Raw genomic sequence first — 12463 nt, forward strand, 5'->3', positions numbered from 1 at the left:
CGCCGTACGCAACATCAGACGTACGGAACTTCAGGCGTACGGAACGTCAGACGTGCGCCCGCTCCTCCACGACCTTCGCGATCTTCGCGATGGCCTCGTCGAAGGGGATGCCGTTCTCCTGCGAGCCGTCGCGGTAGCGGAAGGACACCGAGCCGGCCGACATGTCCTCGTCGCCCGCGATGACCATGAAGGGCACCTTCTGCTTCTGGGCGTTGCGGATCTTCTTCTGCATCCGGTCGGAGGAGGAGTCCACCTCGACGCGCAGGCCCTGCTTCCTGGCCGCGGCCGCGAACTTCTCCAGGTACTCGACGTGCGTGTCGCCGATCGGGATGCCAACCGCCTGGACCGGGGCCAGCCATGCCGGGAAGGCGCCCGCGTAGTGCTCCAGGAGCACCGCGAAGAACCGCTCGATGGAGCCGAACAGCGCGCGGTGGATCATGACCGGACGCTGCTTGGAGCCGTCGGGCGAGGTGTACTCCAGCTCGAAGCGCTCCGGCAGGTTGAAGTCCAGCTGGATCGTCGACATCTGCCAGGTGCGGCCGATCGCGTCCTTGGTCTGGACGGAGATCTTCGGGCCGTAGAAGGCGGCGCCGCCCGGGTCGGGAACCAGCGGCAGGCCCTGCTTCTCGGCGACCTGGCGCAGGGTCTCGGTCGCCTCCTCCCAGACCTCGTCCGAGCCGACGAACTTCTCCGGGTCCTTGGTGGACAGCTCCAGGTAGAAGTCGGTCAGACCGTAGTCGCGCAGCAGGCCGAGGACGAAGGTGAGCGTCTTGTCGAGCTCCTCCGACATCTGCTCACGGGTGCAGTAGATGTGCGCGTCGTCCTGCGTGAAGCCGCGGGCACGGGTGAGGCCGTGCACCACGCCCGACTTCTCGTAGCGGTACACGGTCCCGAACTCGAAGAGGCGCAGCGGCAGTTCACGGTACGAGCGGCCGCGCGCGTCGAAGATCAGGTTGTGCATCGGGCAGTTCATGGGCTTCAGGTAGTAGTCCACGCCCTCGTCGAGCTGCATGGGCGGGTACATGCCGTCGGCGTACCAGTCCAGGTGCCCGGACTGCTCGAAGAGCTTCCCCTTCGTCGCGTGCGGGGTGTAGACGAACTCGTAGCCCTCCTCCTCGTGCCGCCGGCGCGAGTAGTCCTCCATGACCCGGCGGATGATGCCGCCCTTGGGGTGGAAGACGGCGAGGCCGGAGCCGATCTGCTCGGGGATGGAGAACAGGTCGAGTTCGGAGCCCAGCTTGCGGTGGTCGCGCTTCTCGGCCTCGGCGAGGAAGTCGAGGTACGCCTTCAGCTCGTCCTTGGTCGGCCACGCGGTGCCGTAGATGCGCTGGAGCATCGGGTTCTTCTCGCTGCCGCGCCAGTAGGCGGCCGCGTTGCGCATCAGCTTGAACGCGGGGATGTTGCGGGTCGACGGCAGGTGCGGACCGCGGCACAGGTCCTTCCAGCACAGGTCGCCGGTCTTGGCGTCGAGGTTGTCGTAGATCGTCAGCTCACCGGCGCCGACCTCGACGTCGGCGCCGTCGTCCGAGGAGGCCGAGCCCTTGAGGCCGATCAGCTCCAGCTTGTACGGCTCCGAAGCCAGCTCCTCACGGGCCGCCTCGTCGGTCACCACGCGGCGGGAGAACTTCTGCCCCCGCTTCTGGATCTCCTGCATCTTCTTCTCGATGGCCTTGAGATCCTCGGGCGTGAACGGCTTCTCGACGTCGAAGTCGTAGTAGAAGCCGTCCTTGACCGGCGGGCCGATGCCGAGCTTGGCCTCGGGGAACAGCTCCTGCACGGCCTGCGCCATGACGTGCGCGGTGGAGTGGCGCAGGATGTTCAGACCGTCCTCGGAGGAGATCTCGACCGGCTCCACGACCTCGCCCTCGGCCGGCGCGTAGGCGAGGTCCTTGAGCTCGCCTCCCACGCGCGCGGCGACGATGGAGCGCTCGCCGGCGAAGAGCTCGGCGGCCGTAGTGCCCGTCGTCACCACGCGCTCTTCCCGCTCGGAATCGCGTTGGATGATCACACGGACGTCTGACACCGGTCTCTCCTGACTGAAGGTGGATGCGGCGCCCATACCGGGAGCGCGCGCAATAGGGGATCGTACCGACCCGGCCCCCACCTCCGCGAAATCAGTCCCGGTCTCAGTCCCCTCCGCAGGCCTCCTCGAAGAAGTCGAGATTCTCCTGGAGCGACTTCATCAGCCGGTCCCGCTCGGCCTCGTCCACCTGCACGGGCACGACGTCCGTGGCCCCGGTGAGCCTGCGGAAGCCGCCTCGGCTCTCCAGCCGGCCGTGCACCCGCACCGGCAGCCCGACGAGGTGGGCCTGCCCGGCGATCCGGTAGGCCTCCTCGTCCAGGGTCAGCCTGAGGTGCGGGATCTCGGCGCCGGCGATCACCCGCAGCCGTACCGACCCGTCCCCGCGCGGCCCCGACCGGCGCATCCGTACGACCGTGCCGGTGATCCGCACCGGCACGGAGGGCTCCTCGCGCAGGTAGCGGGCCCCTGCCTCGCGCAGTACGGGCAGGTCCCCCGGGGAGAACTCGACGGCCTCGGAGCGCGCCGCGCACCCTTCGGGCACCCCGGCCGCGGGCGCCCACTCGACGGCGATCCGGGCGCCCTCCGTCCCGCGCACCAGCGAGATCAGCGCCTCGGTGAGCTCCCGGCTGACCCCCGCCTCGACGGCCCCGTCGAAGGCGTCCATGCCGCCGGTGGCCCGCTGGTAGTCGATGGCCTCGCGGGCGGCGTAGAGCGCCTGGTGCAGCCGGACGGCGAGCGGCCGGCCGGTGCCGACGGGCACGAAGGCGGTGAGCCGGCGGCCGCCCGTGGCGGGGCCGACCAGGACGTTGTCCAGGGCGGCGGCGGCCGTACGGCGGTAACGGGCGCCGTAGTAGCCGGCCCGCGCACGCGTGGCGAGGGCGCCGGCGAGCAGGGTCTGGCGGGCGGCGGTGCGCAGGTGCTCCTCGACGGTCCAGGGCGTGGCGTCGGCGGGGCCGCTCGGGACGTCCCGCCACCAGCGGATCTCGTCGCTGGGCACGGCAAGGCCGACGAGCACCTCACGTGCGGAGGGCGTGCCGCTGCGGGACAGGGCGACGAGGGCCTCGCCGAGGAGGTCCTCGCTGTCCGGGAAGGCGCGGCTCTCGGGCACGAGCAGGCTGGTCCCGCTCGCGCCCGGTCCCGGCGGGGTCCAGCGGCCGTAGCGTCCGGGGGCACCGCCGCGCCGCTGCCAGCCGTGCCGGTGCAGCAGGGCGCCCAGGACGGCGGGGTCGACCTCGCCGGGGGTCGGCGGACGGTCCCAGTGGGCCTCCGGGTGGGGGCGTACCGCGCGCAGTGGCTCCTCGATGGGGCGGTGGGTCATGGTCTGCCTCCCGTCCCGACCCGCGTCATGATCTCGCACAGGGCCCGGTCGTCGAAGATGCGGTTGGTGGGGATCCGCACGGTGGTCCGAGTGCGGCCGGTGATCGGGTGGCCGGCCAGGTTGACCCAGTAGCAGCAGTGCCTCAGGTCGAGGCGGTCGTGGCTGGCGCGCAGCCAGTCGTCCTGGGTTCTCGGCACGAGCATGACCACCAGGATCTTGTGGACCGACACCGGAGTGCGGGCGAGTTTGCGCAGGTGGTCGTTGTCGAGCGTGAAGGAGAAGAAGCGGCCCGGGGGGTTGGGCGCGACCTGGTAGGTGCACTTGAGCTGCACCTTGATGGTGACCTCGTCGTCGACGGTGTGTCCGGGCGAGCCGTGGCTGACGTGCCAGTCGATGCCGTTGTCCGGGAAGGGCTGGGACAGCGAGCAGCCGGCCGCCGCCGCGACGGCGTGCAGATATCCCACCTGCAAGGTCTCCATGCAGGCGGTGGTGGCGAGCGTGCCGCGAAGGGGTCCCGTACGTTCGGGCAGCAGCCCGCCCCGCTCGGGCTGCGCTATCGCCATGACCAACAGCCTTCCAAGCCAAGTGACATGCCCGCACAGGGGCCACATGAATCGCACACCGGGCCGCTGAACTGCAAAGACCCGTACTCCTGTTGTGTCCTTCCGGCGTACGGCGCAAACAGCCCGGGTATCACCAAACTGGCAGAAGACGGGGCGTCAGCTGCCGTGGGTGAACGAGGGGTTGTGTAGGTATGACGTGCTGGTACGAAGGGCCCCTGGCCGCTTTCGACACGGAGACCACGGGCGTGGACGTCGAGACCGACCGGATCGTGTCGGCCGCCGTCGTCGTCCAGGACGCGGCGGGCACCCGGCCACGGGTGAGCCGGTGGCTGGTCAATCCGGGTGTGCCGGTGCCCGCCGGGGCGACGGCGGTGCACGGGCTGACGGACGAGCATCTCCAGCGCAACGGCCGCTGGCCGGCGCCGGTGATGTTCGAGATAGCCGAGGTGCTGGCGGAGCAGGCGGTGGCGGGCCGTCCGCTGGTGGTGATGAACGCGCCGTTCGATCTGACGCTGCTGGACCGGGAGTTGCGCCGCCATCGGGCCTCGTCCCTGGACCGCTGGCTGGACACCTCACCGCTGCTGGTGCTGGATCCGCGGGTCCTCGACAAGCACCTGGACCGCTACCGCAAGGGCCGCCGCACCCTCACCGACCTCTGCGCGCACTACGGCGTGGAGCTGGAGGGCGCGCACGACGCGGCTGCCGACGCGCAGGCGGCGCTGGATGTCGTACGGGCTCTGGGGCGCCGTTTCGCCGCCCGGCTGGAGCGGCTCGCGCCCGCGGAGCTGCACAACCTCCAGACGGTCTGGCACGCGGCCCAGGCCCGGGGCCTCCAGGCCTGGTTCGCGCGCAGCGGCCAGGAGGAACTGGTGGACCCGGCGTGGCCACTGCGCCCGGACCTGCCGGCGGCGGCATGAGACAGCGGGGTTCATGAAGAAAGCCGGTCCGTCTGGGACGGACCGGCTTTTCCCGGTGGGCGATACTGGGTTCGAACCAGTGACCTCTTCGGTGTGAACGAAGCGCTCTCCCACTGAGCTAATCGCCCGGGAACGCACTGAACAATACAGGTCCCCGCGGCCTTCCTTCAAACCGCTTCCAAGTAGGCGACAAGACCCCGCCGTCCGGCGCGCATCATCAGCCGGTGGTTGGCCAGGAAGACGGGGCGTCCGGGCACGGCGAAGCGCCGGAGCAGCGGCTTGTTCACCTCGGTGACCTGGTCGTAGCGGGCGAGTGTGCCCTCGCCGTCCGCGGTGAGGGTCCAGCGCGCCCAGCCCTCCAGGTCCCCCTCCATCGCGATCTCCAGCACGCCTGCCTCCCGGTCGCGCCGCACCTCGCGGGCCGTGAAGACCAGGTCGTACGGCAGGGTGGCCCGGATGGTGATCAGGCCGCTGGTGTCGTCGAGCCGTCGTACCTCACGGACCTGGGGCCACCAGCGGGGGTAGTCCTCGGCGCGCTCCAGCGCGTCGTAGACGGCGGCGGGCTTCGCGGGCAGGGCCCACAGGCTGCGGAAACGGTAGTGGCACCAGTCCATGGACAGAGTCTGGCATCGGATCCGAGTACCTCTTGAGTACGCGTACTCATGTCGCCCGCCGTGACCGAGCCCACACTTCAGGACATGACGAACACCCCGCCCCCGGCCGAGGAGCTGCGGCTCATCGACGCCGAGCTGTGGCAACTGGACGCCCGCCGCTCCCAGTTGCTGACCCGTCGGGCCTGGCTGGTCGCCGCGCTCCAGCAGCTCCAGACGCCTCAGGCCCGCCCGTCGCTCCAGCCGCAGTGGCAGGCGCCGAGGCCGCCCGGATCGACGCCCGCAGTCCCCCGCCCCGACGCGAGCGCACCGAGCGTGCAGAACGTGCTCCTGATCCTCGGCGGCACCCTGCTCACGGTCGCGGCGATGGTGTTCACGCTGGTCAGCTGGGGTCACCTGGGGATCACCGGCCGGGCCCTGGTGCTCGGCGCGGTCACCGTGGCGGCGCTCGGCTCCCCGCTCCTCCTGCTGAAGCGGGGGCTGCGCTCGACGGCCGAGTCGGTGGCGGGCCTGGGTCTGGCCCTGACGGTCCTGGACGCGGTCGCCTTGCACGGGGCCGTGTTCCCGGAGACCGCCGGCGCCCCCTACACGGCCGTCGCCTCCGCGCTGCTGGCCGGCCTGTGGACGGCGTACGGCTTCCTGCCGGGCGCCGACACCCTGCGCCTGCCCCGCCCGGCCGCCGTGGTCGCGGCCCAACTCCCGCTGTTCTTCTGGGCGATCGCAGCCGACGCCGACTCCTACGGGCTCACGGCAGCGCTTCTCGTGACGGCCGCCTCCGACACCGTCCTGGCGCTGCGGGTGACGCGCCGGTCCGTCCGTGTGATCGCCACGATCGGCGCGTACGGCGTGGGCGCCGCGGGCACACTGGCGGCCGGCTGGCTGACCTGGGCAGCCTCCGGCCCGAGCGCCGCCGCCCGTGCGGCGGCGCTCCTCCTCCTCGCGAGCGCGACCGCCCTGGGCGCAGCCTGGCAGGGCAGCCGTACGCCGACCCGCGCGCCCGGCGCCGAACACTCCCTCGCTCTCGCTCTCACCGCCGGTCTGCTCATGGTGGCCGCCCTCGGTGGCGTGGCCCGGTCCGCGCTGCCCGAGGTGTGGACGGTCCCGGTCCATCTGGCCCTCGGCATCGCCCTGTTGGCGGCGCTCCGGGCCGACCGGCTGCCGGAGACGGTACGGCGGGGTCTGCTGTGGGCGTCCGGTGCGGTGCAGGCGCTGTCCCTCCTGTGGACGCTGCCCGTGGTCGGCGTGGTCGTGCTGGGGCCGCTCTCCTGGGCCTCGCAGGCGTGGACCGGCACCCCGCCGGACGCCCGCGCCGCGGTGACCGTCAACCTGACGTGGCCGCCGTACGCCGGGACGGTCCCGTTGGTCCTGGCGGTGCTGGCCGGCGTCCTGTTCCTGGCCGTGCGCGACACGACCTGGCGCCCGAGGGCCCTGACGGCCGCTCCGACCCTGGTCTGGGCCGCGCTGGTCACCGTCCCGGCGGTTCTGGAACTGCCTTATGCGGCAGGCCTGTTGATCCAGGGTGCGACGACCGCGGGCGCCCTCGCGGTGGCCGTGTGGCGGTCCCGGACCGTCGAGCTCGTCCCGGCACTGGTCGCCTCCGCGAGCCTCGCCCTCCTGTCCCTCGCCACCCAGTCGGCGACCCTGATCACGCTGGGCGCCCTGGTCGTGCTGTTCGCGGCGGCCTCCTGGCGGGCCGCGGCCGTCACAGCGCCGACCGCCCTCGGGTACGCCGTCGCCCTCGCCTGCGCGACCGGCGCCGCCGCCGACTGGTCGGCTCCGCACACCGCCCTGCTCGTCCTGACAGTCCCGGCGACCGCGGCCCTGCTGGCCTGGCGGCTCGGCGACTCCCCCGCGACCGTGCCGATCGAACTGACGGGTGCGGTGACCGCACTGGTGGCGATCAGCATGGCCGTTACCGACCTCCCGATCCTCGCCCTGGTCCTGGCCCTGTGTGCGGTGATCAGCGCGGGCACGGCGATCCGCGAGGACCGCCGTCCCCTCGGCTACGCAGCGGCCGCCCTGTTCCTCCTGGCGACCTGGGTCCGTCTGGCGGCCTGGGAGGTCGGCACCCCCGAGGCGTACACCCTCCCGGTCACGATCCCGGCCCTCTTCGTCGGCCACCTGCGCAGGCGGCGCGTCCCGGAGACCTCGTCCTGGACGGCGTACGGCCCGGGTCTGGCCGCCACGCTCCTGCCGAGCCTGGTCACCGCCTGGGGCGACCCCGACTGGACCCGCCCGCTGCTGCTGGGCCTGGCGGCGCTGTCCCTCACCCTGATGGGCGGCGGCTACAGCCTCCAGGCCCCCCTGGTCCTGGGCGGCTCGGTCCTGACCCTGGACGCCCTCCACGAACTGGCCCCGTACATAGTCCAGATGGCGGACGCCCTCCCCCGCTGGGTCCCCCCGGCCCTGGCAGGCCTCCTGCTCCTCGCCCTGGGAGCAACGTACGAGCGCCGCATCAGGGACGTCCGAAGAATGCGGGACATCCTAGGAAGGATGAGCTGACTCCCTTAGGGGCGCGGGGAACTGCGCGACCAGCCACAACGAACGCGCACTTCCCCACCACCTCAGCCCCTACGACGGCATCTTGTCCCCAAGAAGCGCCAGGTTCTCGATAGCGGCAAGCCCGTACAGCGCGGTGTCATTGCTCGACACCCAGGCCGCTTCACTCCCCGCGACCAAAGACACCGGCCCGCTCAACGCCTCCGTCCTCCACGGCGCAGCCTCCTTGTAGCCGTCGGAGTTGTAGAACTTGTCCCACGCCCGAGCGGCCAGCTTCGCGTCCCCGGTCTTGACCGCCGCGTACGCGTCGAGCCGCGAGTGCCCCTGGAACAGCAGCAGCGTCCCGAAGTTGGACCCGTACCGCGCCGCCTGCTCGGCCTTGGTCGCGTTGAAGTAGCGGCAGTAGTCGAAGTACGCCTCGTTGAACTTCGGCATGTCGACGAGGTCGATCAGCTCGGCGCACAGCTCGTTGAGCCCGAACACCGCGGACAGATGGGACACGCCCACGACGGGCGCCGAGGCCACGGCGAAACGCCCCGTGTCGAGGTCGTAGAGGCCACTGCCCTGCACGAACCCGTTGGGCTGGGCGGCGATGCCCTCCATGGTCGACAGCACGCGCGCCTTGGCCTTCTCCCACTTGGGGCCCTTGCGCTCCCACTCGGTCAGCCAGGCCGAGACCAGCCCGCTCCAGTCCGTGCCGAAGCCGATGGACAGGGCGTGCCGGTCGGGCGTGTACGGATCGGTGCGTACCTTGCGCAGCGGGTCGAGTACGAGGAACGTCTCGTCGGAGTCGACGTTGGCGTGCATGAGGTCGCCGACCCGCTCGTCCGCGGTGAGGAAGTAGTAGTAGCGCCGATACGTCGTGTTGGCGATGCGCTGCTGCTTGGCGCTGTCGGCGTAGTGCTGGACACCGTGCCGGGTGCCGAGGCCCGCCCACTTGCCGAGGTGGTAGACGTCGACCTCTCCGGTGTGCCGGGTCATGGACTCGGCGAACCGGAAGATGTCCGCGCGGCCCGACCTGAGGTAGGCGAACCAGAGCCAGAGGTCGGGCGACAGCTCGGAGTTGTCCCAGGCGTAGCCGCCGATGTCGTAGCGCCACTGGTGCCGGACGGTGTCGTAGGTGTGCATGATGTCGCCGTGGTCCCAGAAGCCGTACCAACGGCGTTGCTCCACCTGGTCCTTGTAGTAGGTGAAGAGGAAGTCGAGGTGGTCCTCGATCCTCGCCTTGGCCGGGGTGGAGCGGTCGGGCTCGGAGTACAGGCCCGGTCCGAACACCTTCGCCTTGATGAGCTGTTTCGGCGGCGCGGCGAGCTGTGGCAACACCCGTACGGCCGCGACCTGTTCGGCCAGGGTCTCGGGGGCCGGCGTCGACTCGTTGGCCCAGAACAGCAGTTCCGAGGTGCGGGCGATGCCGTAGGGCGTGCCGAACTCGGGTTCGTAGTCCTCGTAGGTGATGTTGAGGCCTTCGAGCTGTTCGGCGAAGGTGTCCTGGCCCATGCCGTCGTGGTAGAAGCGCAGGTCCATGGGCTGCGCCTCGGGCGACCAGAGCCAGAGGGTGACCTCGGCCTCGTCGGTCTGGGCGTCGCGGATGTCGAGCTGGGAGGGGTGGCGCTCCCAGAAGTCCCGCAGCCCGAAGGAGAGTCCGCCGCTCGCGCCACCGACGTAGCCGAATCCGGAGGCCCGTCGGCCGCCGCCCGCGCCGATCCAGCCGTGGCCCTTCTTGGTGCGCTTGCGCAGGGTGAAGCCGTCAGCGGAGAGCTGGGAGAGCGTGTAGTCGCCCCACTCGGGGATGTACTGGAGCCGGGTGGTGACGCGCTGGTCCCAGGTGGCGGGGTCCGGCAGCTTCTTGCCCGCGTACTGGGCCTCCTGCACGGCGATGCCGGGGTCGCGCCGCAGCCCGGTGATGCCCTTGACGGCCTCGCGCAGCAGACCGGTGCCCTCGCCGCCGATGCGGATGTGGCGGTCGTACGCCTGGTCGCGCATCGGCACGGTGAAGCGGACGCCGAGACCGCGGATGAAGTCGCCGCTCGCCTTGCCCGGCTCCTGCGTGCCGTCGAAGGTGATGGTGTGCACCATGCGGAAGGAGTCGGCGCCCGCGTAGAAGTAGAGACGGATCGAGAAGGGCAGCCAACTCCGTTTGCCCTTGCGGTGCTTGCCGTCGATGCGGACCACCGCCCGTACCGGACCGTCCTGTTCGACGGTCACGGAGGAGACGGCCCCCTCGAAGCGCTCGGTCCTGACCGTGCCCTGGTCCTCGTCCTCGATCTCGGGCTGGCGGATGAGCACGAGCCTGCCGTTCTTGGCGATCTCCGTCGACCCGCGGGTGACCGACTTGACGAGCGTCGCGCCCGAGGTGCCGATCTTCGCGGTGATGACCCCGGTGGAGACGGTGATCGCGCCGCCGCTCCTGTCGACGGTGACCTTCTTGTCGGGTACGGCGGCCTCGCCGGCGGTCAGGGAGAGCTTGCCGTGGCCCGAACTGACCGCGTGGGCGGTCCACTTGAGCGAGCCGTCGGGCCAGTAGGCGAGCGGCCAGGACTGGACCGGTACGGCCTTGCCGTCCGCGTCGGTGACCGCGAACTTCTGGTCCTCCTGGTGGACGCCCTTGGGCCAGGGGACACCGACGGTGGAGCCGGGCGCGGCACCGAGGCCGCCGTCCTCCAGCCAGTCCAGGGTCACGGGTGAGTCGTCGGCCTCGGCGGCTCTCGGCGCGGCCTGTGCGTCCTTGGTCCCCAGCGCCCAGCTGAACTGTGCGGCGGCTCCGGCGACTGCGGCGACTTTGAGGAGGGACCTGCGGGGGATGGGGGACATGGCCGTTCCTTTCCATGGCTGATCTGGTCAGGGGCATGACAGAGGGAGGTGCGGTGCCCGCGGCACCGACCTTGTGACAAGGGGGGCTCGTCAGCGGCGCCGGTGGCGTTCCTCCACGGCGACGGCCGCCGCCGCGAGGGCTCCGAGGACCGGAACCGCCAGCGGTGCGAGGAACCCCGCGGTCAGGGCCACGACGGCGAGCCCTGCGACGATCAGGAAGGACCCGGCCGGGTCGCGCAGGGTCCGCAGTACGGCGTCGGCGAGCAGCGCCCGCCAGGCGGCGCCCGGCGTCCAGACCGCCGCAGCGCGCAGCCCGGCCACCACGAGGCCGATCAGCGCGAACAGTCCGACGGCCCCGACGAGCGGCCCACCGGGGATGCCGGCCCGGGCGGCCTGGACGTCCACCCAGACCGCGGCAGCCACGGCCCACCCGGCGAGGCCGACGAGCCACCCGCGGCGCGCCGCCTTACGGAAGTCCGCGACGAACTCCCGCCAGCCGCCCACCTCATGACTCGTCCGGCGCCGCAGATGCCGGGCCCCGGCGGCGAAGGCCGCGGGGTAGGTGACGAGGCCGAGACAGCCCACGGCGATCCACACGCCGGTGAGCAGGGTCTCGGCGAAGACCGCGAAGCGCTCACCGCCGAACACCGACGCCCTGCGGGCCTTCACACGCGCTTGCGCCATGCTGACCGCCTCACTTCAGTCCGGACGTGGCCATGCCGTCGATGAGGTAGCGCTGGAAGGCCATGAAGAAGGCAATGACCGGGATCAGCGCCACCAGCGACATCGCGATCATGCTGCCGTAGTTGGAGATGCCCTCCTGGTCGCGGAACATCATCAGACCGAGCGAGACGGTGTACTTGTCGGGGGTGTTGAGGTAGATCAACGGGCCCATGAAGTCGTTCCACGCGTTGATGAAGGTGAAGATCGCGCTGGTGATGAGAGCCGGCCGGCACAGCGGCAGCACGATCGACCAGTAGGTGCGCAGATGCCCGCAGCCGTCGAGCTTCGCCGCCTCGTCCAGCTCGCGCGGCAGTCCGCGCATGAACTGCACCATCAGGAAGACGAAGAACGCCTCGGTGGCGAGGAACTTGCCTGCCACGAGCGGCACCAGCGTGTCGACGAGCTCCAGCTTGCGGAACATCACGTACTGCGGGATGAGCAGGACGTGGTACGGCAGCAGCAGCGTGCCGATCATCAGGGTGAACAGCAGGTTCCGTCCGGCGAACCTGATCTTGGCGAAGGCGTAGGCGGTCAGCGAGCTCGACAGCACCACACCGGCGACAGCGAGCCCGGCGTACGTCAGCGAGTTGAGGAAGAAGGTGCTGATGGAGATGCCGGAGATGCCGTCGGCGAGTCCGGAGAAGTTCGCCCACACCGGCTTTGTCGGCAGCAGGTCGATACTGGCGATGATGTCCTTGCTCGGCTTGAACGAGGCACCGAGGACCCAGATCACCGGGTACAGGATGACCGCGAGGACGACGAGCGCGCCGAGGTGCCAGGCGAGCGAGCCGAGGCGCCGCCGTTCGTTCGCGGTGCGTACGGCAGGACTGGTCACGGTGGTCACTTGGCGGCCTCCTCGTAGTGCACCCATTTCTTCTGCGACCAGAACAGGACCGCCGTGACCAGGGCCACCGCGAGCACCAGCGTCCAGGCCATGGCGGCGGCGAAGCCCATCTGGGCCTCCTTGAAGCCCTTCTGGTAGAGGTAGCAGGTGTAGA

9 protein-coding genes, 1 tRNA gene and 1 pseudogene are annotated in these 12463 nt (G+C 70.8%); 2 read left to right on the forward strand and 9 right to left on the reverse strand.

The window, feature by feature from the left end; translation table 11 throughout:
- Positions 1-46: 46 nt before the first annotated feature.
- The 3 genes from thrS to AQJ54_RS26500 form a co-directional block, all read right to left on the reverse strand.
- Positions 47-2023, reverse strand: a complete 1977-nt coding sequence (thrS, locus tag AQJ54_RS26490) for a threonine--tRNA ligase (protein WP_062241500.1) — start codon at positions 2021-2023, stop codon at positions 47-49.
- A gap of 103 nt (positions 2024-2126) precedes the next feature.
- On the reverse strand, positions 2127-3341 hold the full coding sequence (locus AQJ54_RS26495; RefSeq protein WP_062241502.1) for a hypothetical protein: 1215 nt from the start codon (positions 3339-3341) through the stop codon (positions 2127-2129).
- Complete coding sequence (locus tag AQJ54_RS26500; protein WP_020138054.1) at positions 3338-3904, reverse strand: DUF4365 domain-containing protein; 567 nt, start codon at positions 3902-3904, stop codon at positions 3338-3340. Before AQJ54_RS26500 ends, AQJ54_RS26495 begins: the two co-directional genes overlap by 4 nt.
- Before the next feature lie 191 nt (positions 3905-4095).
- Here AQJ54_RS26500 and AQJ54_RS26505 point away from each other — a divergent pair, with 191 nt between their 5' ends.
- Entirely contained in the window at positions 4096-4821 is a 726-nt protein-coding gene (locus AQJ54_RS26505) for a 3'-5' exonuclease (RefSeq protein WP_062241505.1), read from the forward strand.
- A gap of 56 nt (positions 4822-4877) precedes the next feature.
- Here the strand turns inward: AQJ54_RS26505 and AQJ54_RS26510 are convergent.
- Together AQJ54_RS26510 and AQJ54_RS26515 are read right to left on the reverse strand one after the other, a co-directional pair.
- Positions 4878-4949, reverse strand: a tRNA-Val gene (locus AQJ54_RS26510).
- 39 nt (positions 4950-4988) lie between these two features.
- Positions 4989-5435 carry an SRPBCC family protein gene (locus AQJ54_RS26515; RefSeq protein WP_030321425.1) on the reverse strand — a complete coding sequence of 149 codons (447 nt, stop codon included), beginning with the start codon at positions 5433-5435 and terminating at the stop codon, positions 4989-4991.
- Positions 5436-5519: 84 nt separating this feature from the next.
- Between AQJ54_RS26515 and AQJ54_RS26520 the strand changes: the two genes are divergently transcribed.
- Entirely contained in the window at positions 5520-7934 is a 2415-nt protein-coding gene (locus AQJ54_RS26520; protein ID WP_248845445.1) for an SCO7613 C-terminal domain-containing membrane protein, read from the forward strand.
- A 69-nt stretch (positions 7935-8003) separates the two neighbouring features.
- Here AQJ54_RS26520 and AQJ54_RS26525 read toward each other — a convergent pair whose 3' ends face one another.
- The 4 genes and pseudogenes from AQJ54_RS26525 to AQJ54_RS46810 all read right to left on the reverse strand — a co-directional run.
- Positions 8004-10742, reverse strand: coding sequence for an exo-rhamnogalacturonan lyase family protein (locus AQJ54_RS26525; protein ID WP_062241508.1), 2739 nt, complete (start codon positions 10740-10742; stop codon positions 8004-8006).
- Positions 10743-10832: 90 nt separating this feature from the next.
- On the reverse strand, positions 10833-11426 hold the full coding sequence (locus AQJ54_RS26530) for a hypothetical protein (RefSeq protein WP_211278591.1): 594 nt from the start codon (positions 11424-11426) through the stop codon (positions 10833-10835).
- 10 nt (positions 11427-11436) lie between these two features.
- Complete coding sequence (locus AQJ54_RS26535; RefSeq protein ID WP_062241510.1) at positions 11437-12309, reverse strand: carbohydrate ABC transporter permease; 873 nt, start codon at positions 12307-12309, stop codon at positions 11437-11439.
- Positions 12306-12463: pseudogene (locus AQJ54_RS46810) on the reverse strand (ABC transporter permease); the annotation flags it as partial. The pseudogene AQJ54_RS46810 and the gene AQJ54_RS26535, both read right to left, overlap by 4 nt.

The organism is Streptomyces griseorubiginosus (genome assembly GCF_001514195.1).
Taxonomy (GTDB): domain Bacteria; phylum Actinomycetota; class Actinomycetes; order Streptomycetales; family Streptomycetaceae; genus Streptomyces; species Streptomyces griseorubiginosus.

Excerpts from the sequence above, each read along its gene's own strand:
- AQJ54_RS26495 (WP_062241502.1), bottom strand. The coding sequence starts at position 3,341 with ATGACCCACCGCCCCATCGAGGAGCCACTGCGCGCGGTACGCCCCCAC.
- AQJ54_RS26500 (WP_020138054.1), bottom strand. The coding sequence starts at position 3,904 with ATGGCGATAGCGCAGCCCGAGCGGGGCGGGCTGCTGCCCGAACGTACG.
- AQJ54_RS26505 (WP_062241505.1), top strand. The coding sequence starts at position 4,096 with ATGACGTGCTGGTACGAAGGGCCCCTGGCCGCTTTCGACACGGAGACC.
- AQJ54_RS26515 (WP_030321425.1), bottom strand. The coding sequence starts at position 5,435 with ATGGACTGGTGCCACTACCGTTTCCGCAGCCTGTGGGCCCTGCCCGCG.
- AQJ54_RS26520 (WP_248845445.1), top strand. The coding sequence starts at position 5,520 with ATGACGAACACCCCGCCCCCGGCCGAGGAGCTGCGGCTCATCGACGCC.
- AQJ54_RS26525 (WP_062241508.1), bottom strand. The coding sequence starts at position 10,742 with ATGTCCCCCATCCCCCGCAGGTCCCTCCTCAAAGTCGCCGCAGTCGCC.
- AQJ54_RS26530 (WP_211278591.1), bottom strand. The coding sequence starts at position 11,426 with ATGGCGCAAGCGCGTGTGAAGGCCCGCAGGGCGTCGGTGTTCGGCGGT.